Origin of the sequence: Micromonospora sp. KC723, from assembly GCF_004348595.1 — a bacterium.
Taxonomy (GTDB): domain Bacteria; phylum Actinomycetota; class Actinomycetes; order Mycobacteriales; family Micromonosporaceae; genus Micromonospora.
In genome coordinates this window covers 57,728-82,835 of record NZ_SMKD01000002.1, presented here as the reverse complement: position 1 = coordinate 82,835, position 25,108 = coordinate 57,728, and the positions used below count along the sequence as shown (strand labels likewise).

Genomic DNA, 25,108 nt, shown 5'->3' with positions numbered 1-25,108 from the left:
CATCAGTCGGCGACTTTCTTGAGCACCTCGTGGTCCCTGAACCCAGACCCGCGTGGACGCCGCCGATGGATCGACCAAGTTCAGTGGGGTTCGACCGGCAAGCAACTGCAGGACACCGCCGCCGAAAGCTTCCGCCAGTCGCTGAGCTTCTTCAACAACGTGCTGCTCGGCTTCGCCGGAGTGGCGCTGTTCGTCGGAACGTTCCTGATCCTCAACACGTTCTCGATCCTCGTCGCGCAGCGCGTCAAGGAGTTGGCATTGATGCGGGCCATCGGTGCCAGCCGGTGGCAGATGATCGGGTCGGTGCTGGCCGAGGCGCTGGCCATCGGCGTCGTCGCCTCGGCGCTCGGGCTGGGCGCGGGCATCGGTGTGGGGGCATTGCTGGCGTACGTGTTCAGGCATGTCGGCAACACCGACCTACCCGTGGAATCGATCGAGATTCCGGCGTCGGCCGTGATCAGCGCGTTCGTGGTGGGTACCCTGGTGACGCTGGTGGCGGCGCTGCTACCGGCGCTGCGCGCGGCGCGTATCCCGCCGGTCGCGGCGCTGCGGGAGGTCACGGCGCCGGACCGTCCACTGACCCGCCTCGCCGTCGCCGGCGCTTTGACCACCGCGATCGGGGGTACCACGCTCGGGCTCGGACTAACGGGCCAGGGCGGCGAGGCCACGTTGTTGCTGCTCCTCGGCGGCGTGCTGGTCAGCTTCACCGGCGTCGCGCTGCTGACGCCGATGATCGCCCGGCCGGCCGTGTCGATGCTGGGCCTGTTGTTCTCCTGGTCGGTACCGGGCCAGCTGGGCCGGCTCAACTCCGCTCGCAACCCGCGGCGCACCGCGATCACCGCCGCCGCCCTGATGGTCGGCCTAGCGCTGATCACCGGGGTGCACGTCGTCCTCGAATCCGCGGCGGCCAGCTTCACCAAGATGGTCGACACGCGGGTCGAGGCCGATCTGATCATTGCTGGTGAGCCCGGGGGCGACTCGATGCCGACCTTCGACCCCGCGGTGTTGGACCGCGCACGCCAGACCGGCGGGGTACGCGAGGTCGTCGGCGAGTACGGCGACTTCGCGATGATCAACGGCAGGCCGAGTCGGGTCAACGCGGTCACCGACCTGGCGGCCATGACGCGCATGTTGCCGCTGCGGGCGACCGAAGGCACGCTCGCGACGTTGCCGACCGACCATGTGGTCGTCGACGCCGAGCGCGCCACGGAACTGGGGCTGCACGCCGGCAGCGCCGTACAGGTGCGGCTTGCCCGCGGGGGCGTCCGTACCATGACCGTGGCCGGCATCTACACCGACGACGATGTGTACCGGGTCGGCGGGTGGATCCTGCCCGCCGAAGCGGCACACGACTTCCGGGTGGCCCAGCCCTCGCTCGGGTACCTGCGCCTCGCCGACGGCGCCGACGCCACCGAGATCCGCAAGCAGATCGACGCGCTGCTGGTTGACAGCCCCGAGGTCACCGTCGGCGACCGCAGCACGTTCATCGCTCAGCAGAGCAGACAGTTCGACACCATCCTGGCCATGATTCAGCTCTTACTGGCGCTGGCGATCCTCATCGCCGTCCTGGGCATCGTCAACACTCTCGCACTGTCGGTCCTGGAACGCACCCGCGAGCTCGGCCTGCTCCGGGCGATCGGACTGCGCCGGGCACAGGCGATGCGCATGATCACCGTCGAGGCCGTGGTGATCTCGGTGTTCGGCGCGTTGCTCGGCCTCGCGGTCGGCAGCGGGCTGGGTGCGGCCGTCGTACGAGCGCTGAGGAAGGAGGGCTTCACCGACGTGGCACTCCCTTGGGAGCAGATGGGGACATACCTGGTACTCGCCGTGATCGTTGGCGCGTTCGCCGCGACCCTACCGGCGATCCGGGCAGCGCGGGTCGACGTACTGAACGCAATCGCGCACGAGTAACCCGACTCCTCCGACGAACCGCGTGGCGGGCCTCAAGTCAGGCCCGCCACCCCACATCCCTGCTTCGTAGGCCGCGGCCGGTGGCGGCTGCGTGTAGAAGCTCTGACAGGCTTCTTGCTGTCGACCTGTGGAAGCTGTTCGCTCATGTCAACTCCTATGGCGGCCCGGAAGTCAATGACACGGGATGGCTAACCAACTCGTGATCCGTGAGCGGACGCCGTGGTGCTGCTCCCCGCGCATGCGGGGTTGATCCCCGGCGCACCTGTCCGGACTGGACGTCCTTCGCTGCTCCCCGCGCACGCGGGGGGCGGATGCCTTGCCCGATTGGAGGCGGGGCGGGGGTGGACGGCGCTCGACAAGCAGTCGACACGCGTCCCATGATCCAGGTCATGGACATGGAGTTGAGCCCCGCGCGGGCCGCGGACTACGACGAGATCATCGCCATCGTCAACGACTGGTGGGGACGTGCGATCTCCGACTCGCTGCCCCGCCTCTTCCTCGATCATTTCTACCGCACCAGTCTGGTAGCGCGTGACCACGACAGCGCGCTCACCGGCTTTCTCATCGGCGTGCTATCGCCCTCGCAACCCCACCGTGCCTACATCCACTTCGTCGGCGTCGCGCCCGCCGCTCGTGGCTACGGGCTCGGCGGCCGCCTCTACGAGGAGTTTTTCGCGCTCGCGCGAGCGGCCGGAGCCAGCCGGGTCGGGGCGATCACCTCTCCGGTGAACGCCGGTTCGATTGCCTTTCACAAGAGCATGGGTTTCGAGGTGACGGGGCCGGTCGTAGATTATGACGGGCCCGGCAAGGACATGATGGTCTTCGACCGAGCCCTCTGACCGCGGCTCTGGAGTCAGTCGCGGCCGGCGGTCAGGACGTCGACTTGAGGCTGACCGCAACCCGCCGTTGCGAGCCACGACCGGCGATCGATCAACACCTGGCGTAGGCGCCGCCGCTGTCTACCTGGTCACCGGGCTCGGTCTCGGCGTACTCGCAGTGCCGGTCGCCGCTGGGGTGTAGCGAGATGTCGCCCCCTGCCTCCCCTCCACTACCGACGGTCTGCCAGGAGCGCAGCGGCGGCGATACCCGCTGCCCCAGGCGGCCACGTAGCCCGAGTCCCGAACAATGAGCGCCACCTCAGCCCGAACGACCTGTTAGACGCGGGTAACCGACAACGTGCAGTCGGGGTCGGTCGAACGCTGCGGGCATCTTCACGATGGGGAGCTGCCCGAGTCCGACCGCGCCGACCGGCTACGTATCAGTAGAAAATCTCGGCGCGCACCCGCTCGCTCGGAGTTGCGATGTCCCAAAAGCGAACTGTACCCCGCGCGTTGCGGTATGCGCCCGTACCGCCGGTGACCGCCATGTCAAGTGGGTTTGCGCCTCTTGCCCAGAGGGACTGCATCGTTACGGAGCCGCGCTCGAGTTCCATCGTGATCAAGCACTGCATAGTGATATTTTTGCCACCGATATGTATGGCCTGGCACGAGCCGCCCCCGCGCCCAACCTTGCGCCCGTCCCTTATCGCGTTGCCAGAGTAGACGTCCATGTCACCCAGGCTCATTCCCGCCGGGCCAAGATCGAGAGCCGCGTACTGATCGTTCTCGACCTTGAGTTCGATGATTTCGACCCGATCGCCTGCCTGAACCTCTGCCTCTGTTTTATCTGCGCTGCAGCCGCCGACCGCGACGATGATGAGTGACACGGCGAAGAACTTCATGAACGCCGCCTTGGCGCGCCTGTTGTTGTTTTTCATGTGGACTTCTTGCCTTCCACTTCGGCGGACGGACCGTCCGCCCCTGACTTGGTAGGAATACTGTCGCGGACGCAGATCGCGCGACGACGGGCGAAGGAGCATCGGCGATAGAACGCATTCAATCGTCGCCCGTAGTCGTGGGCGGGTGCCGCTCAGACGACGCCAATTTGGCCGTCATGCAAATGTCCTCATGTTCGCCGTGGCGGCCCATCAGCCGCACGCCGCCGGAACGATCGGGCAACGGATGACGACCGCGTCCACCAAGATCGCCGCCACCATGCGGCGAGCATCACGGTGGCAACTGTGGACCTGGTCGACCTTGGGCAGTCCGGCGACCGGGTCGAGCATGTCCGTCACACGCTGCTCGACGCCGGGCTCGCGCAGGCCGCGGTCGTGGTGCAACGATCTCGACGGTGTCCCCGGCGCGGGCGCCGCCGTGCTCGGCCAGCAGGCCGGCCGCCTGCCGCGACTCCGTGACGGGGAGAGGGGAACTGTTGCGGTGGCCGTCGCACGCGACCGACGCGGCGACCCAGAGGCAGGCCAGGACGGCCACCCACACGGTCAGGGCGAGCCATCTGACGGCGGTGGGCGAAGTCCGCGATGCGGACGAAACCGCGTGCCTAAGGGGGTTTTCTCTCGATGCGTCTCGGTGATGGTCATGGTCTCTTTCCAGCGGGTCGTCAACGTATACATAGTCACGGACAGCGTTCTATGCTGTCCAAGACCAAAATCCGCATGTATTCATGACGTTTGGGCTATGAGATGGATCTGGTGCAGCTCCGCTACTTCCAGGCGGTGGCCCGCCGCGAACACCTCAGCCAAGCCGCCGCCGAGCTTCGCGTCGCGCAGCCCTCGCTCAGCCGCGCGATCGCCCGGCTGGAGGCCGACGTCGGCGTGCCGCTGTTCGACCGGGTGGGACGCGGGCTGCGACTCAACCGGTTCGGCACCGGGTTTCTCCGCCGCGTCGACCGGGCACTGCGCGAACTGGACGACGCCCGCTGCGAACTCGGCGACGCCGCTGGCCTCGAGCACGGCCGCATCGCCATCGCCGCGGAAACCCTGCTCACTCTGACCCAGGTGATCACCGAGTTCCGGGCCAACCACCCAGGCGTCGATATCCGGCTCTACCAGTCCGATGCCGAGACCATGGCGAGACAGCTGCACACTGGCGAGGTCGACCTCTGTCTCGCTTCCCAGCCGCTGCCAGGAACGAACCTGCGGACGCGGGAACTGCTGCGCGAGGACGCGCTGCTCGGTGTGCCGCAGGGACATCGGCTCGCCGGGCGGGAACGCGTGCGACTGGAAGACATCGCAGGCGAAGCATTCGTCACCACCCGTCCCGGCTACTGGCCACGCGAGCTGACTGACCGGCTGTTCGCGGCGGCCGGACTGCACCCCGAGTACGTCTGCGAGAGCGACGAGCCCGGCGCCACCGGCTACCTGATCAGCGCAGGCCTCGGCGTTGGGTTGGTGCCCGCGTACTCCCGCAGCGCCAGCACCTATCTCCCGGGCGCCTGGATGCACTTGGACGTCCCAGACTGCCACCGAGTCCTGACCCTGGTCTGGCGCGCGGACACCTACTTCTCCGCTGCGGCGCAGCGGTTGACCGACTTCGCGAGCGACTACTTCCGCCGCCTGTAGTGGTTACCTGCTGTAGTTCTCCCCGGAGGCCTAGCTAGGGCAGAGCCTGTAGCGTGCCGGCTCCCCGAGCCGGTTGCCGTACACGGCCGTTTCGGGACAGGGGACGGTTTCGGAGCTACACGAGTCCATTACCGAGATCAGCACCTGCGACGTGTCGTAGGAGGCCGAAGTCGTGCGGTCGAAGGGCTGGCGGTCACAGGTCTTTGGCCATGCTGTGGCTGGTCTCGGTAAAGCCCAGCTGTTGGTAGAGGGCTCGGGCGCCGGTGTTGTGGGCGAAGACGTGCAGGCCGATTCTGGTCAGCGCGTTGTCGTGACACCAGCGCTCGGCAGCCAGCATGATCGCGCGGCCGTAGCCCTGGCGGCGTACGTCGGGTTCGACGGCTATGTTGTAGACGAATGCGGTGTTGCGGGTGACTTTGACCCAGAGGAAACCGACCCGGCGGTCGCCGTCGTACGCGTACCAGAAATGGTGGTCAGGGGTGGCGAACTCGTCGGGAAGCAGCTGCGCGTAGGTGTCGGCGGCGTTGCGGGCCGCGTCCTGCGCCGACTGGCCCGACGCGGCGACGCTCTGCGCGTAGTGCGCCTCGGCCTCGGCCCGCCACGGCTTGTACTGATCCTCGGTCATCGGCTCCAGCCGCACGTCCGTCATGACCGACAACCTACCGAGTCGGAAGAGGCCGGTGCAGTTCCCCTCGTAGCGTGGAGGCCAGAACCTGGTGGATAGAGGTTCATGGCTGAGACGAGACGCCAGTTCGATCCGGAGTTCCGTGCTGGTGCGGTGCGGATCGTGCGGGAGACCGGGAAGTCGATTGCCCAGGTCGCGCGTGACCTGACGGCACCCCCGCCGACTGGGTGAAGAAGGAACTCGAGCAGCGTGGCGGCCGCTGGCGCGGGCGGGTTGTCGGAGGACGAACGCGCGGATCTGGCCCGGTTGCGGCGGGAGAACGCCGAGCTGACGGTGGAGCGTGATGTGCTCAAGCGGTCCGTGGTCCTGTGGGTCAAGGAAGCGATGGGCCGGTGGGCGTGGCCGGGTGTATCGCTTCCCCGAGGACTGGCCCGAGGTGCCGCGCGCGACCGTGCTCGGAAGTTACGAGACGTCCTTTTGCGCTGGTGTCAACGGAGGTCTTCCCAGAAGCCGTAGTTGTGGTCGGTGGTGAGGCCGGCGCGCTGCCAGGCATGCGAGGACAGTTTCTGCACATGTTCGTGGTCGCGCGGAAGCTGGGCCAGGTGGTCTTGCCGGATGCGGCAAAGCGGGTCCAGGTGTGAAGCATGTGGTTGCGGCACATGGTCTGCTCGGGCGCGATGTCCTGGAAGACGGCGATGTCGTCGAAGAGGTAGGGCAGTTCGGTCATGTGACCGGCGCGGTGTTCGAAGCTGGGGGTTGCGACCTGCCTGAGGGCTGGAAGGTCGCAGGGCCGGCGGCGCAGGCCATGACCAGGCGGATACCTCAGCAGGATAACGCGGCGGAGCACCGCCGCTCCCGTGTGCCGCACCGGGCAGCTGACGGGGGGAACAGGGCCGGCTGACGGGAACCTCATTCACGTCACCGCCGCGGGCGTGAGGCCGAGGTCGCGGGCGACGTCGGCGAGGACCAGGGTGGGCCCGGCGATGCCGAAGGACAGCGGCCCGGCCGGCACCGCCAGCCATGCCGCAGGCACCCGGCCGCCCTGCTCGCGCGTCCGGGCGACATGCTTCTCCGCGGAACGCATGGTGCGTCGGTGGTCGGAGCGCGCGTCCCCCGGGATCGCGTCCGTGAGTCCGGAGCGCACCGCGTCGGCATCGTCCTCCGGGCTTGCGGGCGCGTCGCTGCCCGGGGGGTGCGGGTTGAGGATCAGCGTGCCGGGCCACGCGGCGCGCACCAGTTTGGTGATGGCGCGGGTGTCGTTCTGCGAGACGTGCAGGTACGCCAGGCCCAGTGGGGGAGTGCGGGGCGGTTCGGTGTAGAGGGTCTCGGAGTCGCCTTCGTCCATGCCGTTGTGGGTGATGCCAGGGGAGAGGCGGAGCCGGTGCCGGGTACGCATGGTTCAGCGGTGACCGGGACGCTGTGCGCACCGAGCTCAAGGCGACCGGAGAGGCGTTCGTCCCGGCTGAGCCGACCACCGCTAACCATTGGATCGGCTCACCTCGCAGGAGCACCAGGTGATTCGACCGGGGACCGTCGAGCACGACCTCTGCCGGGCCTTCCGTAAGCTTGGCATCCACGCTCGCCGCGAATTGCCCTACCTTGGCCTGACTTGATCGCTATATCGCCAGGGTCATCCCGACGCATTGCTTGAGCATCGGCCAGGGTCGGTACCGATCGTCGTTGTTCTGCTGCCGATCGCGATTGGGCTGCTGCGTGCCCGGCGTCGCCGTCCGGGCGCTATCCGCTAACCCGAGGGCGCTATCGGCGCAGCATCCCTCGGGCGATGAGTTCGACCGTCGTGCCGATGGCGACCGCCTCGACCGCGAGCAGCGCCACAAGGATGAGCAGCTGGGTCGCCGCGGCCTGCACCGGGCCCGCCCCGCCCAGCAGTACGCCGACGAACGCGCCGGGCAGGGTGACCAGCCCGACCGTCCGGGTCTGGTCGAGAGCCGGCACGAGCGCCTGGCCGGCGGTTGGCCGACAGACCTCCAGTACGGCGTCGCGCTCACTGAACCCGAGCGCGAGCCCGGCCTCGTACTCGCCATGCCGCGCGGTCAACTCGTCCAGTGCCCGGCGCCCGGCGAGCGTGGTGGCGGTCATCGCGCCACCGATCAGGATCCCCGCCGTGGGCAGCACCGCCAGCGGCGTGGCGGGCAGCGCCCGGCTGCCGAGGAGCAGACCGAGGGCGGGCACCACCCCGAGCCCGATCGGCAGCACGGACGCCCACCGGCCACGGGAGGGACCCATCCTGCGGGCCGAGGTGACCGAAGCCACGACATACATCACGGCGACGAAGGCGGCCGTGCTCCACCACGACCGCAGCACGGCCACGATGACCAGTGAGACCGCACCGAGCTGCAGGACCGCCCGTGCCGCCGCGCGTAGCACGGCCTTGCCGGAGCCGAGCCCGGCCAAGCGGAACACGGCTGCCGCCAGCAGGGTCAACGCGGCCAGGCTCACGAACAGGACGGGGCCGACGCTGATCGTGGTACCGCTCATCCGAGCATTCTTGCCGAGGGCCCGACCCTCCGGGTCACGTCCTCGGCAACGTGCTCCCCAATACTCCGGGGAGCCGCTGTCTCGGACACTGCGGTTATAACGACCCGGTGGGAGATGAGACGCAGGCTCACTCCCGACCGGTTCCCGCGAGGTCGGCGTAGGCGCACGCTCTGCGCCCAGGTGGGCAGTTCCGGCAGCCAACGGGCCAGCGGCGCTTCGACCTCAGGTAGGCCCGTTGGACGAGAAGCGCTGGGCATGCGCCGGTGAATCCCTGCCGGCGTAGTTGCGGGCGTACGACTACAACCTGCGCAACGAACTGGTCAGGGTCACCGACCCGGCCGGCAACATGTGGTCGTACGCCTACGACCTGCCCAGCCGCGAACGTACGGTCAGCGACCCCGACGCGGGCGCCACCACCTACAGCCACGACGACGCGGCCAACTGACGAGCATCCGGCCCTACAGCTCCGGCTTCATCGAAGGCCAGGTCAACCGCATCAAGCACTCGAACGCGCCATGTACGGCCGCGCCCACCTGGACCTGCTCCGCCAACGCGTCCCCATCCCGCAGTGAGTCTCCCGTTCGACCAGCGGACCCGTCCTACCTATCGCCGCCGGTCAGGCCGGACATCAAGTAACTCTCCGTAGATCCCTGACCGGTTGACCGAGACGGCCTGGTGCGCGCTTCTGCCGCTGAGCGAATGCCTATCACCCTGGTCGGGCCCGGCATCGGGCCGCTGCCCGAATGGCGGCCCACCGGCGCGCTCCCCGACCTTCGACACTGTCAGGACCGGCATGTGGCCCGGCCTCGCACTCAAGCCCTGACCACCGACAATGCGGTCTCACGGGAGGCATCCAAGCGTTCGAGACGCTTGACGTACGATGCGCGCACGTCCCGATAGGTGTCCTCGCCTAGCGGCAGCCGCAACGGCGCGTCCGGCCCGTCGGCGCTGGCAATCATCGCCCGGACGATCGCCTCCGGGTCGTTGTCCAGGGCGAACGAACCGTCCGCGATCGCCCGCCGGGTGTCGCCGGCCGGGGTCGCGTCGTACTCAACCATGATCGGCGCGGTGTCCATGCTGGTGCCGAATCCGGTCGGGGTAGCGCCCGGCTCCACGATCGTCACGCCGATCCCGAAGGGTGCGACCTCGGCGGCGACCGTCTCGCAGAAGCCCTCGATGCCCCACTTGGCGGCGTGGTAGTAACTGAAGTTCGGGTACGTGGTCTGCCCGCCCGCCGACGACACCTGCAGGATCCGGCCGTGTCCCTGGGCGCGCAGGTGAGGCAGGGCCGCACGGATCACGTCGATCGAGCCGAGCAGATTGGTGTCGATGACCCGCTGGATCTGCTCGCGAGAGGCCTCCTCAACGGCAGCGAACAGCCCGTACCCGGCATTGTTGACGACGACGTCCACCGTGCCGAAATGCGCGAACGCCTCGTCGACCCGCTCGCGCACGTCGTCCGGCCGGGTCACGTCAAGCGTCGCCACCCACAGCCGGTCGCCGGCCGTGGCGCGGAGGTCGTCAAGCGCGTCCGGCCGGCGCAGGGTCGCGGCGACCCGGTCCCCGCGGTCGAGGAGCAGTTCGGTGAGGATACGACCGAAACCCGACGAGGTTCCGGTGATCAGCCAAGTCTTCATACATTCCACCATCCGCCTCCACCAGCCCTGCCACAAGCGACGATCACGCACGCTAGCCATGCATCGAGCGCATGGCAAAATGCCGGGATGGCAGAGTTCACCCTGGCCGGCCTGCGTGTGCTGCGAGAGGTCGCGGCGACCGGCTCGTTCACCGCCGCAGCGGACAACCTCGGCTACACCCAGTCGGCGATCTCCCGGCAGATCGCGGCGACCGAGTCGGCCGCCGGTTCGACCCTGTTCGACCGCGGCCGACGCGGGGTGCGACTCACCGCGGCCGGCGAGGCACTGGTCCGGCACGCGGCCACCGTGCTGGCCGCTGTCGAGGCCGCCGAGTCCGAACTGGCCGGCCTGCGCGACCGGCTCGCCGGGCGGGTGACGGTCGGCGCGTTCCCCACCGCATCAGCCGCACTCATCCCCCGCGCCCTCGCGCAACTGCGCACCGACCACCCGGGTATCGAGGCGACCATCGACGAGGGCTCGACGCCCGCCCTGCTGCGCCGGTTACGGTCCGGCCGGATCGAGGTGGCGGTGATCGCGGTCGGCCCCGGCCTGCCCGACTACGACCTACGCGACCTGCGCCAGGACGTACTCAGCGAGGGCGGCCTGATGGTCGCCGTACCGGAAGGGCACCGCCTCACCCGCCTCGCCCGGATCCGCCCGGCCGACCTGGCCACCGAGCGCTGGATCGTCACCGACGGCCCCGACCCCCAGTTCCGCGCCTGGCCGAGCCTGACCGAACCCCACATCGCACACGCGGTGCGCAACTGGCCCACCCGCCTCGGCCTGGTCGCCGCCGGCCTGGGCATCTCGGTCCTTCCCCATCTCGCCGCCCCCACCGTCCCGGCCGGCGTCCGAGCCCTCCCGGTCGACGACACCGGATGGCCCGGCCGCTCTGCCGTCATCGTCACACCCACGGCCCGCTCCCCCCGGGCAGCAGCCATGGTCACCGCCATCAAGAACCAGTCCGCCCTGCTCTACCGCGAGGTCCTCAGCGCCTGACCACTACATCGGCTGTCCGCGAGCGTGGCCGAGAGGCTCGGGTGACTACCCACCCACGTCGAGAGGGCAACTGCAACGCGTCTCGGAAGTACGTAGAACCGTACCCTGGCAAGATCGGCCGCCCGCGCACTCTTCTGCCGCTGATGGTGGGCGGTGCTCGTCGACCGCGCGCCAGATTTCAGGCGCGCTCGAAGGTGAGGTCGAAGTCCTTCCGCCAGGACTTGCCGGCGTCCTCGGACGCCTCCCAGCGGGCGAGGATCCGGTCCTTCTCGACGTCGGCGATGAATCGCTGGTGGAAGTCCGGATCCTCACGGGTCATCGTCCAGTGCCCGCCTTCGAAGGTCATGGCAAACTCGCGGCAGACGCCGCGGTCGTCCTGGTAGAGCGCGACGAACCGATCGTTCGCGTCGCTGCGTCCGAGAACGAGACTCATCTCGGAGCGCGCCTGCGGGCCCCCGCCGAACTCCGACCGCGCGACCAGTAGCGATTCCCCGAGCCACTCGATGGTGGTGGTGCCCGGCACCTCGGTGCCCGGCGGTTCGAGGAAGAAGGCATCGGAAATCTTCGTCGCCCATTCGCCGACGAGGCCGCTCAGCTTCGCCATCTCGGTATTGCGCATCGTTTCATCCCATCGGTCCGGTGTACTCGATGCGCCGGCGACCAGGGCCAGCGATGGCCCGCGAAGCGTCACACCACAGCGATCAATCAAGATTGCTGCCCATCCGGTCCGCTCGCGGCGGCGTAGCTCCGCGGGGGTGCCGTTGCCGCAGCTGAGGTCCACAGTCGTCTCGCCTGCAGGTCAAGGGCCATGGTATGCGACGCGGGGCGGTGCGCGGACGCCACATCAGCAGGGATAAGGCAGGTCGCCGCACGTGGCCGAGGCGGCATCGGTGATGTGCACCCAGGACGTCATCCCGCCACCGTCGCCGATGATCGGGATCATTCGCTTGCGGATCATCTCGGCCATGACAGCACCTGGCGCGGTCTCGACGCCGGTCCCTGGCCGTAGAAGTTGCCGTAGCGAATCGCGATGCCGTCGGCCCAGCTGATGCGGGTAACCACGTTCTCCAGGTGGCGTAGTGCGGCTACTAACGGCTCGGCGTCCTTGGGCGGGTTCGGCTCGAGCCGGCCGTTCTCGTCGGTGACCGGCCCGCCGGTCCGTTCCACCCAGACGGCGTTGCGTTGCTCTGCGCCACGAACGTGCGCACGCCCACGGCGTACGCGGCGGCCAACAGGTGGTCGGTGCCTTCGGTGCGCAGCCGGTTGGTGGCCGCCGCCATCCGCTTGACTCCTCGAAAGGTCGGCCGTCCGCCGATCGCGGTGAGCTGGTGGACGACTACCTCGGGCTCGGCCTTGGCCACGGCGTCGGCCACCGCCTCAGGGTCGAGCACGTCGACCACGACCAACTGCGCGCCGAGCGCACGCAACGCGCCGATCTTCCCCGCGGAGCGGGTCGTGCCAACCACCTCGTGGCCGCGCGCCACGAGCTGGAGAACGAGGTGCTACCGATCGCGCCGGACGCGCCGGCAACAAAGATTTTCATGACATTTCCGTTCGTTGGGTTAACTGACTACAGACGAGACAGCCGGGCACCCCCTGGACGGGCAGTAGCCCAGCTCCCGCACGGCGCGCTATCGGGGAGGATCCGCACGGCGTCGGCGATGACGTGTTTGCTGACCGTGGTGACGGGACGCGCGGTTCGCGCCTCATCGATGAGCAGATGCCTTCGCTCAGTTGCTCCGCGCTGCCAAGATCGCATGACGGTGGCGAGGCGATTGGAGCGTTACGTCGATGCCCACCGCCGGGGGAGCGCACCTGATGACGCAGGCGCCGATAAACCGTGGGTTTGCCAGTCCCTACGGGGACTTCGATGAAGGGGAACCTGGTCGGCCACCGGATGGGCACAGCGTCGGCCCGGTGTGGTACTTCGGCGCTGTGTCTGGTCCAGGTTGCTGTTCGGTCGTCGGTGTTCATCCCAGGGTGAGTGGGGTTTCGGATTTGATGTGGGCCAGTTTCTCCGGGTTGCGGACGTAGTAGAGGCCGGTGATGCGGGCCTGCTCGACACGGATCGCGATGACGCCGTCGATCTCGCCGTCCAGACGCAGGATGAGTGCTGGATTGCCGTTGACCACGATGGGTTCAGTCGTGATCGTGGCCTCGACCTTGGCGACGCCGCCGAGGATCATGCGGACTACTTTCTCGGCGCCGATGACCGGCCGCAGTGCGGCCTGCTTGATTCCGCCGCCGTCGCCGACCATGACGACCTCAGGGGCGAGCACGTCGAGGAGGCCTTGCAGGTCCCTGGTTTGCAGCGCGCGTTGGAGCGACTCCAGAGCTGCCTGGGTCTCTCTGGGGGAGACCGTCTGGCGGGGGCGGCGGGCGTCGACGTGCCGGCGGGCGCGGTGGGCGATCTGGCGGACGGCCGCGGGGCTCTTGCCGATGGCGGCGGCGATCTCGTCGTAGCTGACGTCGAAGGCTTCGCGCAGGACGAAGACGGCGCGTTCGGTTGGCGACAGTGTTTCGAGGACGAGCATGAGCGCCTCGACATGCTCTCGGCGAGCTCGATGTCGTCGGCCACGTCCGGAGCGGTGAGCAGCGGCTCGGGCAGCCATTGGCCGACATAGGCCTCCCTACGAGGCTTCATGGTGCGTAGCCGGTTGAGCGACTGTCGGGTCGTGATCCGGACCAGGTAGGCGCGCTGGTCGCGCACCGGCCCCAGGTCGACCTTGACCCACCGCAGCCAGGTTTCCTGCAGGACGTCTTCAGCATCAGCCGCCGATCCGAGCATCTCGTAGGCGACGGTGAACAGTAGGTTGCGGTGGGCGAGGAACGTCTCGGTCGCCGGGTCAACGGCGTGGTCGCTCATATTTCGACCCTTCTCCTTCGCGGCCGGCCATGGTTGGCCGAAATGTCGACGCGTGCACACACAGCAGGGGCCAATTGCGCCAAGCTGTCCGCGATCCGTTGCTCAGAGGACCGGCGATGAACGCATGCCTTCGGCGGCGCCCCCGGCGACGATGTCGCAGCGTGACATCCAGTCCGGGTTGCCCATAGCCGACCGGATCGACTACCGATACGTGGCGCAGGCTGCGCGCTCAGCGGGTGGCCGGCTCCTCGTCGCGTTTGGCCTGGAGCCGCTGCCGGCGCTTGGCATCGTTGACCGGCCAGGTGTGCGAACCGGGATTGCGCGCCTCGTCCACCAACTGCTTGACGGGGCTCGTGCAAGCGGCTTCCTTGATCTTCGCGCCAAGTCGGCCTCTCAAGTGAAGTCTCATCGCAGTGTCGTCCCGATGGGCGAACTGGAAGACACCGGCCCGACGACCCAAACTGACGCACATCGCGGCGATCCCCTTGCGGAAATCCGCGGGTTGCTCACCCGCCATCCGGCTGAGCACTGTGTCGGCGGCGTGCGAGCCCAGAGGAAGCGCGGCCTGGCAGCTCATCCGCAACGGCAGGTCCGAAGGGGCCGCCGCATCTCCGGTCGCGACGATGCGCTCGTCGTCCACGCTGGTCAATGTCTCGTCTGTGAGCAGGCGGCCCACGGCGTCGGTGCTCAGCCCGCTGCGCGCGGCCAGGTCCGGCACGCCGAAGCCGGCGGTCCAGATCGTCACCGTACTCGGCAGTTTCCGGCCGTTACTGAGTCGCACGGCATCGCGTGTCACACCGGTCACCTTCGCGCCGGGGCCCTCGAGCACGGTTACACCGAGCTTGGACAACCCCTTGGCCACCGAGCGTCGGCCCCGTGGGTGCAGGTACGGGCCGAGCTGCTCGCCGCAGACCAGGGTCACGGTCCGGCCCAGCTCCGCGAGCTCGGCGGCCGTCTCGATGCCGAGCGGACCGCCACCGACCACCGTCACCAAGGCCGTTGCGGGTGCGGCGTCGAGGACGGACCGCAGCCGCTGCGCTTCCTCCAGGCTGGCGGTCGGGTAGGCGAAATCGGCCGCTCCAGGCACTTGCGGGTCGGCGCTGCCACTGCCCACCGCGTAGATCAGGTAGTCGTAGCCAACCGTGCCGCCGGTCGCCAACGTCACGCGGCGCTCGGCCGCGTCGATCCGGGTTACGGTGTCGACCATCAGCCGGACGCCGTCGGCCAGGATCTCCTGGAAGTCGATCACCGCGTCGTCGGACCCACCCACCAGTTGGTGCAGGCGAATCCGCTCGACGAAGGTCGGACGCGGGTTGATCAGCGTCACCGCCACGTCGTCGCGCTGTGTCAGGCGATTAGCGGCAATGACGCCGGCGTATCCACCGCCGATCACGACTACATCGATGTTCCCGGTCATAGTGCCTCCTCCGTCTCCAGGGGTTCGGGCACAAGACACCGCATGTCCGATCGCTGTGACATGCGTGAGACAGATCACTGCACAGCCGTGGGGTGGCACGCGGAGCCCTCGCCGTAGCTGTAGCTCGGCGGCGAGGTTGAGCCCGACGGTCACAAACACACCCACCATCGCCGAGCAGCCCGCCGCGACCTGGCGGCCGGGCCGTGGCCGAGCGGACCGGCAGAACATCACTGGCCGAACCGGCACTGCTCGCGGTGACGCGCAAGGCAGACCGCTCTCAATCCGGCGGACCCCGACGCTGCGCACCAGCGATAACGCGGCTGGCCCGTCCACGCACTCGCGCAGCACGGCGACGGCAGCGCCAGCGATGAAACCCGACGCGCTGGTGACAAACGCGGTCAAGGAGAGCCGGAACCGCCCGTCACTCCGCGCGTCCGCCCTGCCCGTCACCCGCCGCAAATCGCGGAACTCCCAGACGCGTGCCTGGGCCGACCACGGCCATGGTCCGAACCTCCACGGCCTCACGACCACAAACCCACCTCCACCCAGCAGAGGATTCCTTCACCATGCCTAACGGCACTACAACAAGATCAACTAATCCCCGTACAACCCCCCGGCACGCGAGAGAAGCGTCGGGGTGCAGAGGTTGCGGAGCCGGTGAGATGGGCGGGACGTCGAGGTCGGGAAAGACGCTCAGGTCGGCGACTGACACACTCGGGAGCCCCGGCATGGCCAGCCACGCCGCGGCCTCTTGGCGCCCCGGATGGGTGGTGTCGTCAGTTGGGGCCGCTCGTGGGCGTGTAGACGCCGGCGCGGGCGGCCGCCGCTGCCGCCTCGGCGGCCCGGTCTGCCGTGGCCCTGTCGATAGGGTCTCCGCTGACGAGCAGGCGGTAGTAGAGCGGTGCCGAGACGGCGCGGATCACCTCGGCCGCGTCTGTGCCCGAAGGCAGTTCCCCCCGCCGCACAGCCTGCTCCACGCAGGGGACCCATTCGGCGATCCGGACGGCGTAGAAGCGATGGAGAGCCTCGGCGGCGCGGGGGTCGCAGGTCGCGGCGACGATGACCGCCCGGAACAGTGCACCCTGACGCGGGTCGACCAGGGTGCGCTGCACGAGCCGGGCATTGGCGCGCAGGTCCTCGATCAGCGATCCGGTGTCGGTCCGCGGCAGTGACTGCTCGGCCATGTCCGTCAGCAGGTCGGCGACGAGGCCGGCTGCCGTACCCCAGCGGCGGTAGACGGTTGTCTTGCCCACCTCGGCGCGGCGCGCCACGTCGGTGAGGTCGAGGCGGTCGAAGCCGTGCTCGACGAGTGCGTCACCGGCAGCTCGCAGCACGGCGGCGCGGACCCGGGCGGTCCGTCCTCCGGGTCGGATCACACCGACGACCATAACGGGTCTCCAGTTCCCTTAACTGCGGATGGCTGCTAGCGTAGCTGATGCATTAACGGAACTGCGGTTCCCTTAACGGAAGGTTGTCATCATGGAGTACCGACGACTTGGAGCCTCCGGGCTCACCGTGCCCGTCCTCAGCTTCGGCGCCGGCACCTTCGGCGGTTCCGGACCGCTCTTCGGCGCCTGGGGCAACACGGACGCGCGCGAGGCAAGACGCCTCGTGGACATCTGCCTGGACGCCGGGATAAGCATGTTCGACACCGCAGACGTGTACTCCGACGGCGCCTCCGAGGAGGTGTTGGGACAGGCGATCAAAGGCCGACGCGACGCCGTCATGATCTCGACCAAGAGCGGCCTGCCGACCGGCGACGGACCCAACGACGCGGGAACCTCACGGGCGCGACTCATCCGATCAGTCGAGGCGGCTCTTCGTCGACTCGGTACCGACTACATCGACCTGTTTCAGCTACATGCCTTCGACGCCGGAACACCCGTCGAAGAGGTCGTAGCGACCCTGGACGACCTGGTACGAGACGGGAAGATCCGCTATCTCGGCGTCTCCAACTTCGCCGGCTGGCAGCTCATGAAGTCCCTCGCCGCAGCCGACCGGGACCACCGCCGCCGGTACGTGGCACACCAGGTCTACTACTCGCTCGTTGGTCGGGACTACGAGTGGGAACTGCTGCCCCTGGGACTCGACCAAGGCGTCGGAGCCGTGGTGTGGAGCCCACTGGGCTGGGGACGACTCACCGGCAAGATCAGCCGCGACACACCGCCACCCCCCACGAGCCGACTGCACGCCACCGCCGCCTACGGCCCGCCGGTCGACGACGAGCACCTGTTCCGCGTCGTCGACGTCCTCCAAGACCTGTCCCGCGAGACCGGCCGGGCAGTGCCACAAATCGCGGTCAACTGGCTACTACGACGGCCCACGGTAGCCACCGTCATCATCGGCGCTCGCAACGAGGCACAACTGCGGCAGAACATCGACGCTGTCGGCTGGTCACTCACACCCGAACAGGCAGCCCGGCTCGACACTGCCAGCACCCGCACCGCGCCTTACCCGTACTTCCCTTACCAGCGGCAGGAAGGCTTCGCCAGGCTCAACCCTTCGCCGCTTGCGAACACCGCCTGAGCAACGATCACCACGTCCCCTCATCGGCGAAGCCGTGAGCGGCTGATCATGTTCCGGGGGGGCATATTGGCGGCGAGGATGTGTGGGGGTGTCGGTCGAGGTTTTTGCGGGCGCGGTCGTGGCGCATGGTGGTTCGCGGGTCGGGGTGGCGGGCGGCGATCTGCGTGTCGTGGAGGCTGACGTCGGCGTCGAGTCTGGTGGTCATGAAGGTGTGGCGCAGTATGTGGGGGTGCGTCCTCGGTATTCGGATTCCTCGCGGTAGCGGCGAGGTGTTTGAGTCGGCGGGTGGCGGGGTGCCGGTTCATCCGCCGGCCGTGGGTCGGTGACTCGGCTGGCAGCGTGGGCCGGCGGACGTAGTCGGCGGGCGAGTGCTCCGCCGATGGCGTCGATGACGCAGACTCGAGGCTCATGGCCAGCCAGCCGCGGCGAAGAGCTGGTCGGGCTGCTACGCCGGCACGGCCTGGTTCCTGGCCGGGTGGACAACGTCGAGGCGGCGTGGAAGGCGTTCCGCGAGTTTCTTGCCCAGCCAGTCGACGGCCTGGAACCAGGGCCGGACAGCGACGCTGACGGCTTCATTGTTCAGCGGGGCCGGTACAGCTGGCACGACCAGCTCCCCAGCCTGAGCCTCAGCCGACAGTTCGCCGTCGATGTGCGGAGCCTGGACCGAAACCGACTGGTACCAGCCAGAGTACTGGCAGGTGAGCCTGGACATGGTGTTCCCAGACGCGCCCGCGTTCGCCGATCTCGGCCGGCTCCCCGTGAAGCGGAGTGGGAAGTGCAGCACTACTCCACACTGCGAGCGCTGTGGGCAAGCATCCCCTCTCACAGCGCGGTCACGCTGGACCGCGCAGACTGATCACCGAGCTCCGCAGCCAACCTCCGTCGAGCTCATCACCCCGGTAGTGCTCTATCTGCGGCAGATGCGGATGGGCCGTCTGCCCATCTTGATCGGCTCAGTTCTCGCCCACAGGGTGGAGAACCGGGTTGATCTCGATCAGCATGTCGCGCAATTGGGCTACTCCCCGGCGAAGTGGTAGATCAGGACCCTCGATCATCGCGTCGCACGTCCGCACTGCGGCGTCCCGTTTGTCGGCGTAGATCATGAATACGTCACGGACTGCGGTGTGGATCCAGTCAGCATGGTTGTCATCGGCGCTGGTCAGGGCCGACGCCACTGCCGCCAGGCCGGTTGCGTCCTCCCTCCGGAGTAAGGCTTCCGCGGTGGCGCGGGTGACGAACGTGTCGGCGACGTCGAGTAGGAACTGCTGCAGCGGTTGCTGAGCTTCCGGCATATCCGCGAAGCTCGCCAGGGCGCGGCCGGCGTCCGCGCGGTCCCGAAAGTTGGGGCTGTCCGCAAGCCGTTGCAGCGCTGCGACCACGGCGCGTCGTACCTCATCGCTCATGGACGCCATCCGGGACTCAGCGGGCGGGTAGTGGCGGACCAAGTCCCGCCCGCATCGCGGTAGATCCGGATATTCGCGCTCGGTTGCCGTGGCCGGGCCATCCTGTTGGCCGCCGGGCTGGACCCTGATGCTGTCTGGATGCTCGCCAGATCGTTACGCCGGTTCGACGGGCAGCCAGAGTTCACAGGTCGCGGGGCTGAAGTCGTTCGTAGGCTCATGCACCGCGACGATTTCCGGACCCGGCCGCAGACGCCACGGGTTGGACGGGAACCACGCGGCTGCGGCCGTGGCCCAAACCTTTTGCGGGGTCTGTGGATGCGGCCCCCTGGTCCGGATGACCACCCATCTGCCGGCCGGAACTTCGATGATGTCGAGACCGCCGGGGACCGGCGTACCCGGGGACACGGCGACCCCGTGAAGGTAGGTCAGCTCGCTGCCCTCGGCGTAGTCGGGGTCAAGGTCGTCGCTGACCGCGAGCAGGCCGCTCGGCTCAGTATTGCCGAGAGCCTTCAAGCGCAGGTGCTCCTCCGTCGGCAGTGCGGTGATGTGCCGCTGGATGTGCGGGTTGATGCCTTCATGGACCAGCCGGGCACGGGCCGCGTGCCCCACGAGCCGGAACTCGGGATGGTCGACGATGCGGGTGTCCACGTGTTCGCTCCCTTCGACGGTCAGACGGAGTGCCGAGGATCATCAAGCCTCCGCCCGACGTCAACCCTGGTCGCAGCGCGCCGGTGGGCACCCGACAGAAGCGGCGCGGAAGATGTCGGGTGATCGAGACCGGCGCCGCCGCACGATGGGGGCATGTCTGACACGACCTTGGTATCCCGCTTCCTTCGCGACGGCTTCGTTAAGCTGGAGGGCGCCGTCGCGCCGCGCGTGGCAGCGGACTGCGCGCGGCTGCTGTGGCGGGAGACGGGCTGCGACCCGGACGATCCAGCGACGTGGACGAGGCCCGTGCACTGGGTGCCCGGCATGGCGCAGGGGCCGTTCGCCGCCGCTCCAAACTCCCCGTTCCTCCATCACGCGTACGACCTGCTCGTCGGCGCGGGACGCTGGGAGCCGCGCTACTCGCTGGGCACGTTCCCGCTGCGCTTCCCACACGAAGAGGAGCCGGACGACGCGGGCTGGCACATCGAGGGCAGCTATCTGCCGGAGGGCGAGAGCTGGTACTTCACCAATGTGCGCTCCCGCGGCCGAGCACTGCTGATGCTGTTCCTGTTCAGTGAGGTCGGTGAGAAGGACGCCCCGACCCGGATCCGGGTCGGCTCCCACCTCGACGTGCCGAAAGTGCTGGAGAAGTACGGGGAGGACGGAGCGAGCGGACTGGCCCTTGCGCCCGACCTGGTGGCGGCGTCCGAACACCGGCCGCTCGCCCTCGCCACCGGATCTCCGGGCGACGTCTTCCTGTGCCACCCATTCCTGGTGCACGCGGCGCAACCGCACCACGGAACGCGGCCCCGCTTCATGGCCCAACCACCGCTGATGCCAGCCGCACCGTACGAACTGGAGCGGGCCGACAGCGCATACTCACCCGTAGAGATCGCGATCCGTCGGGGTCTCGGACAGGATGCCCTCGGTCCGGACGGGGACGGCACCGACCGTGGCGCCGGGGCGATTTGATCCGTCCGTCCCTGAGCGTCTGGCCGAAGGTCTTGTCGGAAACCTCGGAGCCAGAGACCGGTGAAGTGTGGCAGGCAGGGCATGGGCGGGCTAAGTGCGTCGGAGGCGGGGTTGGCAGTGGTTCTGCGAGTGAGTGCGCGCAATGCGCGGTTCCAGCAGTGGAGAGCTCTCCTCGGCAATCGGACCAAGCGGCAGCGACATGGCGAGTTCGTCGTGCAGGGCGTGCGCCCGATCACCATGGCCGTCGAACACGGCTGGCAGATCCGGGAGCTGCTCTACGACACCAGCGCTCAGCTGTCCGGCTGGGCACGCGAGACCCTGGACACAGTCCGGGCTGAGAAGTTCGCCGTCTCGCGTGAACTGATGCACGAACTGGGGGGCAAGGCAGACAAGGTTCCAGAGCTGCTGGCCGTGGTCGCGCTGCCGGAAGAAAACCTGCGCCGTATCCCGGTCGGTCCGACCATGCTCACCGTCGTGTTCGATCGGCCCACCAGCCCCGGCAATATCGGGACCCTCGTTCGGTCGGCGGACGCCTTCGGCGCCGGCGGCGTCATCGTCACCGGCCACGCCGCTGACGTGTACGACCCGAAGGCGGTCCGGGCGAGCACCGGCTCGCTGTTCGCCTTGCCCGTTGTCCGGGTGCCCTCCCACCAGGCCGTTCTATCCTGGGTCGCTAACGTCCGCGCCGACGGCATCGGCATGAGCATCATGGGAACCGATGAGCGCGGCATTCTGGACGCCGCCGAGTACGACTTCACACAACCCACCCTGGTGTTGGTCGGCAACGAGACCACCGGCCTCAGCTCCGGCTGGCGCGAGGCATGCGACCGGCTCGTCCGGATCCCCATGTTCGGGTCCGCCAGCTCCCTGAACGCGGCGACCGCCGCGACTGTCGTGCTGTACGAATCGGCACGCCAGCGGGCCGCCGCCGCCCGGCGGTAGGGCACTGATCGCAGGCGGCCGCGCGTACGCGCAGATCGCCGATCGCAGCCGCTCCGCCACAGTCAACGTTCGCCCTGTAGTGCCTCGAATCGCGGACGGCACATGTCTCGGCGAACGCGACGTCTGAAATCCGCCAGCATGCTCGCGGTCGTCGGGCGAGAATCCGCTCATGATCGCTGAAGCGCAGGGAATCCGCATCCGGCACCGCGGGTATGAACCGCAGGTCCATCCCACCGCCTACGTTGCCCCGACGGCCACGCTCGTTGGTGATGTCCGCGTGGGGCCGAGGGCGCGGGTGATGTACGGTGCGGTGCTCGATGCCGAGGGGTCTCGGATCGAGGTCGGGGAGGCGGCGGTGATCTGCGAGAACGCAGTGTTGCGTGGGTCTGCGGTCGCCGGCGATCAGCCGGTGCTTGTCGACGACCACGTCTTCGTGGGGCCGCATGCCACGCTGCTGGGCTGCGAGGTCGGCAGGTGCGTCTATGTGGCGACCGCGGCGACGGTCCTGCAGTGCGCACGGTTGGGGGCCGGCTCGGTTGTCGCTGTCGGCGCGCTTGTCCATGCGCGCACCGTTTTGCCGGACGAGTACTTCGTGCCGCCGCACACCGTGGCGCTTGACGCGCCGGTGCGGCTGCTGGCGCCTGGCGATCCGGGCCTGACCGAGGCCGTCAGGCGGGTGGGCTTCGCTCAGGTGGCGTTCGGCGTCGACGCGGAGTGGACCGACCGGATCAGCCGGTACGAGCACATCGCGGAGGTGCGCGTCGCCGAGTTCGGCACGCACGCGGACGATGAGGTTCTGAATCTCGGCTAGCGCCGCATCAGTGGCCCTTGTGCTGTGGTGAGGTGACGCGCTCGTCCGGATTCCACTTCGGCGGCGCGCGTCCGGCAAGCGGTGCCGGTGTGGCAGAGCGCATGCGGGTCCGTGAGATTGATGACGACGGAGGGCAGGCGGCTGCTGCGGATCATCCGTAGGGGCACCGGGTCGGTGGTGACCTGGCGCCGGGCGCAGATGGTGCTGTTAACCGCGCAGAGTATGCCCGTGGCGAAGATCGCTGAGGTGACGTTCACCAGCGCGGACCGGGTCCGGGATGTGATCCACAACTTCAACGCTGACGGCTTCGACTCGCTCTATCCGAAGTAGGCGGGCGGCCGAGGACCTTCACCCTGCCTGAGCGCCGGGAGATCAAGAAGATCGCCAAGTCCAAGCCGGCCGAGCACGGCCTGCCGTTCTCGACCTGGAGCCTGGCCACGCTGGCCGACTACCCGGGCCGGCAGTGGGCCCCAACTCGGCGGCAGGCACAAAGACCCCGACCGTGAACCACGCCGCAGGCGGCGGGCAACCTACAACCGCCCACACGGAGTGCGGCACATGTTCGCCGCCTACGAACCTGGCCAAGGACAAGCTCTACGGCCACATCAAGAAGACCAAGAACTGATCGAAGTTCCTGGAACTCTGCCGCTACCTGCGCACCCCCTACCCGCCGACAGTCCGCCTGGCGATCGTGTGTGACAACTACTCCCCGCACCTGACCATCAAGCAGTGCCGCCGGGTGGCGGACTGGGCAGAGGCCAACAACGTCGAGATCGCCTACACCCCGACCAACTCCTCGTGGCTGAACCGCATCGAGGCCCAGTTCACCGCCCTGCGCTACTTCACCCTCGACGGCACCGACCACGCCAGCCACAAAGAGCAGGGCAGCATGAACCGCCGCTACATCATCTGGCGAAACCGCCACGCCGACGACCGGCGCCTACGCGCCGTCGTCGACAGGGCAAACGTTGCCTGATGCGGCACTAGCTCCCCTCGCCGGTGCCTTAGATCATGACCTCGGCGAGTCACGCCGAAGACTCGAACTCGACGCTCACGACTGGCTTGCCGTAGTTCGGTTGGATCGGACGCGTGTGCCAGCGCATCTCGAGGTGCGCCCAAGTCTCGGCGCGGGCCGCGACGGCAATGGACAGCACCTCCGGCGGAAACGTCACACCCGCGACTATCGCACGCCGCTCATTGGCAGCCCAGAGACGTCCGCAGCTGCCGCCCGCAGCGCGCAGCTTCTCGTGGACGGTCGCCACCAGCGGCTTTGGCTACGCCGATCGGTGGATGACGGCGGTCGCGAGCGGCTTGGGTGGTCAGCGCACGTTGTGGAGTGCTCGGGTGATGTCCTGCCGCAGATGTAATGCCTCTTCGTCCTGGTCATCCGGGCACTGCTCTCGCCACCGCCCGTCCGGAGATGCCTCCAGGATCTGCTCGTGCCACTTGCCCTCAGTTTCAGCGCACAGAAGATGATCAACGATGGCCATGGCTTTCCGCTCCGCCTCGAATCCCCAGCGCAGAACCTTCCCGTCCCGGCGTCCCGGCGCGGGTGATCTCACTTTCCAACTGGACGAGAGGGGGTCGCAGCTTGCGGGTGGGGGGTATGGGCTCATGGTGAGATGAGCGGCTCGGCCTGGTAGGCGCGATGAAGTAACTCGACGAAGGACGGCGCATCAGGCAGGGGCACCGCGCCGATCCGGTGTACTGCCACGCCGGGTGTCCATGAGTTCATGACCACCGCTCCGGCGAGTGCCGGCAGGTCGGCAAGGGTGACTGTCTGGACGCGTTGGGGCACACCGAGATGGTCCAGCTGTCGGCGGACGATGCCCATCGTGGTCCCGCTCAGCATGCCGGCTTCGGGCCACACCACGGTGGTGCCGTCCCAGAACGCCAGGTTCCAGATCGATCCCTCGCTGAGCCGACCCCGGCCGTCGACGAAGGCGACGTCGTCGAAACCTTCTCCCGCGGCCCGTCGAAGGAGGTACGTCTTGGCCGGCTCGCCGACATGCTTCACGGCCGGAAAGAACCGTTCGTGCTCGACGGCCGCGAGGGCCAGCGGGCCCTGCGGGCCGGACGCGGCCGGTCCTGTGCGTACCAGTACCTCCGGCTCGACATCGGGCCGAGCCAGGGTGAATTCGCCCGCCGACGAGTACACCGTAGCCAGCAACGACATGTCGTCCGGACCGGCCTCCAGCGCCGCTCGCAGGTGGGTCCGCACCCGGTTGTCCGGCAACGCCTGACCGAACAACTCGACCGACGCCCGCCGCAACCGTTCCAAATGCAGGTCGATACCCCGGACCCTGCCCCCACGTACCTGCATCGCGGTGAAGTGGGCGTAGCCCGCGAAGGCAAGGGGCGCAAGCTCCTCGGCGGTTGCCGCCCGGCCATTACGGTGCACAACAAACGAAGACATACCAGTAACGTAGAAGTTGACACCAGTGTGAGATTCAAG

The 25,108-nt window shown here is 68.2% G+C and carries 29 protein-coding genes and 2 pseudogenes; 12 read left to right on the top strand and 19 right to left on the bottom strand.

From position 1 onward, the window contains the following. Positions 1–18: 18 nt before the first annotated feature. Both E1165_RS01280 and E1165_RS01275 read left to right on the top strand, forming a co-directional pair. Complete coding sequence (locus tag E1165_RS01280; protein WP_243704525.1) at positions 19–1,911, top strand: ABC transporter permease; 1,893 nt, start codon at positions 19–21, stop codon at positions 1,909–1,911. Between the two features lie 389 nt (positions 1,912–2,300). After that, the gene (locus E1165_RS01275) at positions 2,301–2,750 is read left to right on the top strand and encodes a GNAT family N-acetyltransferase (RefSeq protein ID WP_207916412.1); all 450 of its coding nucleotides are present in this window, start codon (positions 2,301–2,303) and stop codon (positions 2,748–2,750) included. Between the two features lie 419 nt (positions 2,751–3,169). Here E1165_RS01275 and E1165_RS01270 read toward each other — a convergent pair whose 3' ends face one another. Then, a complete protein-coding gene (locus E1165_RS01270) occupies positions 3,170–3,667 on the bottom strand; it encodes a hypothetical protein (protein WP_207916409.1) in 498 nt (165 codons plus the stop codon). A gap of 210 nt (positions 3,668–3,877) precedes the next feature. Further along, positions 3,878–4,069: a hypothetical protein gene (locus tag E1165_RS01265; protein WP_132386792.1), complete on the bottom strand. Its 192-nt coding sequence runs from the start codon at positions 4,067–4,069 to the stop codon at positions 3,878–3,880. Between the two features lie 360 nt (positions 4,070–4,429). Here E1165_RS01265 and E1165_RS01260 point away from each other — a divergent pair, with 360 nt between their 5' ends. Continuing rightward, on the top strand, positions 4,430–5,308 hold the full coding sequence (locus tag E1165_RS01260) for a LysR family transcriptional regulator (protein ID WP_132386790.1): 879 nt from the start codon (positions 4,430–4,432) through the stop codon (positions 5,306–5,308). 193 nt (positions 5,309–5,501) lie between these two features. Here E1165_RS01260 and E1165_RS01255 read toward each other — a convergent pair whose 3' ends face one another. Then, positions 5,502–5,957 (bottom strand): N-acetyltransferase, encoded by a 456-nt coding sequence (locus E1165_RS01255; protein ID WP_132386788.1) that lies wholly within the window; start codon positions 5,955–5,957, stop codon positions 5,502–5,504. An 81-nt stretch (positions 5,958–6,038) separates the two neighbouring features. On the opposite strand from E1165_RS01255, the gene E1165_RS30575 reads away from it, so the two are divergent. Further along, positions 6,039–6,164, top strand: a complete 126-nt coding sequence (locus E1165_RS30575) for a transposase (RefSeq protein WP_207916406.1) — start codon at positions 6,039–6,041, stop codon at positions 6,162–6,164. A gap of 682 nt (positions 6,165–6,846) precedes the next feature. Here the strand turns inward: E1165_RS30575 and E1165_RS01245 are convergent. Together E1165_RS01245 and E1165_RS01240 are read right to left on the bottom strand one after the other, a co-directional pair. Further along, entirely contained in the window at positions 6,847–7,329 is a 483-nt protein-coding gene (locus E1165_RS01245; RefSeq protein WP_132386786.1) for a hypothetical protein, read from the bottom strand. A gap of 362 nt (positions 7,330–7,691) precedes the next feature. After that, complete coding sequence (locus E1165_RS01240) at positions 7,692–8,432, bottom strand: ABC transporter permease (RefSeq protein WP_132386784.1); 741 nt, start codon at positions 8,430–8,432, stop codon at positions 7,692–7,694. 283 nt (positions 8,433–8,715) lie between these two features. On the opposite strand from E1165_RS01240, the gene E1165_RS01235 reads away from it, so the two are divergent. Further along, on the top strand, positions 8,716–8,877 hold the full coding sequence (locus tag E1165_RS01235; RefSeq protein WP_132386782.1) for an RHS repeat protein: 162 nt from the start codon (positions 8,716–8,718) through the stop codon (positions 8,875–8,877). Positions 8,878–9,244: 367 nt separating this feature from the next. On the opposite strand, the gene E1165_RS01230 is transcribed toward E1165_RS01235, so the two are convergent. Further along, positions 9,245–10,069, bottom strand: a complete 825-nt coding sequence (locus E1165_RS01230; RefSeq protein WP_132386780.1) for an SDR family oxidoreductase — start codon at positions 10,067–10,069, stop codon at positions 9,245–9,247. 87 nt (positions 10,070–10,156) lie between these two features. On the opposite strand from E1165_RS01230, the gene E1165_RS01225 reads away from it, so the two are divergent. Further along, complete coding sequence (locus E1165_RS01225; protein WP_132386778.1) at positions 10,157–11,068, top strand: LysR family transcriptional regulator; 912 nt, start codon at positions 10,157–10,159, stop codon at positions 11,066–11,068. Positions 11,069–11,246: 178 nt separating this feature from the next. Here the strand turns inward: E1165_RS01225 and E1165_RS01220 are convergent, their stop codons facing one another. The 7 genes and pseudogenes from E1165_RS01220 to E1165_RS01200 all read right to left on the bottom strand — a co-directional run bounded on the left by E1165_RS01220 (position 11,247) and on the right by E1165_RS01200 (position 16,685). Continuing rightward, complete coding sequence (locus E1165_RS01220; RefSeq protein ID WP_132386776.1) at positions 11,247–11,849, bottom strand: hypothetical protein; 603 nt, start codon at positions 11,847–11,849, stop codon at positions 11,247–11,249. Positions 11,850–11,912: 63 nt separating this feature from the next. Then, positions 11,913–12,035, bottom strand: coding sequence for a hypothetical protein (locus E1165_RS30295; RefSeq protein ID WP_256370626.1), 123 nt, complete (start codon positions 12,033–12,035; stop codon positions 11,913–11,915). 121 nt (positions 12,036–12,156) lie between these two features. After that, a pseudogene (locus tag E1165_RS01215) lies at positions 12,157–12,558 on the bottom strand (NAD(P)H-binding protein); the annotation flags it as partial. 480 nt (positions 12,559–13,038) lie between these two features. After that, entirely contained in the window at positions 13,039–13,602 is a 564-nt protein-coding gene (locus E1165_RS29660) for a sigma factor-like helix-turn-helix DNA-binding protein (RefSeq protein ID WP_243704524.1), read from the bottom strand. A gap of 170 nt (positions 13,603–13,772) precedes the next feature. Further along, positions 13,773–13,856: pseudogene (locus E1165_RS29655) on the bottom strand (hypothetical protein); the annotation flags it as partial. 307 nt (positions 13,857–14,163) lie between these two features. Next, positions 14,164–15,351, bottom strand: coding sequence for an NAD(P)/FAD-dependent oxidoreductase (locus E1165_RS01205; RefSeq protein ID WP_132386772.1), 1,188 nt, complete (start codon positions 15,349–15,351; stop codon positions 14,164–14,166). Between the two features lie 776 nt (positions 15,352–16,127). Continuing rightward, on the bottom strand, positions 16,128–16,685 hold the full coding sequence (locus E1165_RS01200) for a TetR/AcrR family transcriptional regulator (RefSeq protein ID WP_243704523.1): 558 nt from the start codon (positions 16,683–16,685) through the stop codon (positions 16,128–16,130). Between the two features lie 145 nt (positions 16,686–16,830). Here E1165_RS01200 and E1165_RS01195 point away from each other — a divergent pair, with 145 nt between their 5' ends. Then, on the top strand, positions 16,831–17,877 hold the full coding sequence (locus tag E1165_RS01195; protein ID WP_132386768.1) for an aldo/keto reductase: 1,047 nt from the start codon (positions 16,831–16,833) through the stop codon (positions 17,875–17,877). Between the two features lie 445 nt (positions 17,878–18,322). Here the strand turns inward: E1165_RS01195 and E1165_RS28750 are convergent, their stop codons facing one another. The 3 genes from E1165_RS28750 to E1165_RS01180 all read right to left on the bottom strand — a co-directional run bounded on the left by E1165_RS28750 (position 18,323) and on the right by E1165_RS01180 (position 19,928). After that, positions 18,323–18,481, bottom strand: coding sequence for a hypothetical protein (locus E1165_RS28750; protein ID WP_165945090.1), 159 nt, complete (start codon positions 18,479–18,481; stop codon positions 18,323–18,325). Between the two features lie 349 nt (positions 18,482–18,830). Beyond that, positions 18,831–19,280, bottom strand: a complete 450-nt coding sequence (locus E1165_RS01185; protein ID WP_132386766.1) for a hypothetical protein — start codon at positions 19,278–19,280, stop codon at positions 18,831–18,833. Positions 19,281–19,433: 153 nt separating this feature from the next. Continuing rightward, the gene (locus tag E1165_RS01180) at positions 19,434–19,928 is read right to left on the bottom strand and encodes a GyrI-like domain-containing protein (RefSeq protein ID WP_243704522.1); all 495 of its coding nucleotides are present in this window, start codon (positions 19,926–19,928) and stop codon (positions 19,434–19,436) included. 153 nt (positions 19,929–20,081) lie between these two features. Here E1165_RS01180 and E1165_RS01175 point away from each other — a divergent pair, with 153 nt between their 5' ends. From E1165_RS01175 to E1165_RS29645, 5 genes are all read left to right on the top strand, one after another. Next, the gene (locus E1165_RS01175) at positions 20,082–20,900 is read left to right on the top strand and encodes a phytanoyl-CoA dioxygenase family protein (RefSeq protein WP_132386762.1); all 819 of its coding nucleotides are present in this window, start codon (positions 20,082–20,084) and stop codon (positions 20,898–20,900) included. A 111-nt stretch (positions 20,901–21,011) separates the two neighbouring features. Continuing rightward, entirely contained in the window at positions 21,012–21,842 is an 831-nt protein-coding gene (locus tag E1165_RS01170) for an RNA methyltransferase (RefSeq protein ID WP_132386760.1), read from the top strand. A 169-nt stretch (positions 21,843–22,011) separates the two neighbouring features. Next, positions 22,012–22,653: a gamma carbonic anhydrase family protein gene (locus E1165_RS01165; protein ID WP_132386758.1), complete on the top strand. Its 642-nt coding sequence runs from the start codon at positions 22,012–22,014 to the stop codon at positions 22,651–22,653. A gap of 120 nt (positions 22,654–22,773) precedes the next feature. Further along, the gene (locus E1165_RS29650) at positions 22,774–22,983 is read left to right on the top strand and encodes a helix-turn-helix domain-containing protein (protein WP_243704521.1); all 210 of its coding nucleotides are present in this window, start codon (positions 22,774–22,776) and stop codon (positions 22,981–22,983) included. A 304-nt stretch (positions 22,984–23,287) separates the two neighbouring features. Further along, positions 23,288–23,629: a transposase gene (locus tag E1165_RS29645; protein WP_305792140.1), complete on the top strand. Its 342-nt coding sequence runs from the start codon at positions 23,288–23,290 to the stop codon at positions 23,627–23,629. Between the two features lie 49 nt (positions 23,630–23,678). Here E1165_RS29645 and E1165_RS28745 read toward each other — a convergent pair whose 3' ends face one another. From E1165_RS28745 to E1165_RS01150, 3 genes are all read right to left on the bottom strand, one after another. Next, on the bottom strand, positions 23,679–23,825 hold the full coding sequence (locus tag E1165_RS28745) for a hypothetical protein (protein WP_165945089.1): 147 nt from the start codon (positions 23,823–23,825) through the stop codon (positions 23,679–23,681). A gap of 147 nt (positions 23,826–23,972) precedes the next feature. Continuing rightward, complete coding sequence (locus tag E1165_RS28740) at positions 23,973–24,143, bottom strand: hypothetical protein (protein WP_165945088.1); 171 nt, start codon at positions 24,141–24,143, stop codon at positions 23,973–23,975. Positions 24,144–24,265: 122 nt separating this feature from the next. After that, positions 24,266–25,069 carry an aminotransferase class IV family protein gene (locus E1165_RS01150; RefSeq protein ID WP_132386756.1) on the bottom strand — a complete coding sequence of 268 codons (804 nt, stop codon included), beginning with the start codon at positions 25,067–25,069 and terminating at the stop codon, positions 24,266–24,268. Positions 25,070–25,108 lie beyond the last annotated feature (39 nt).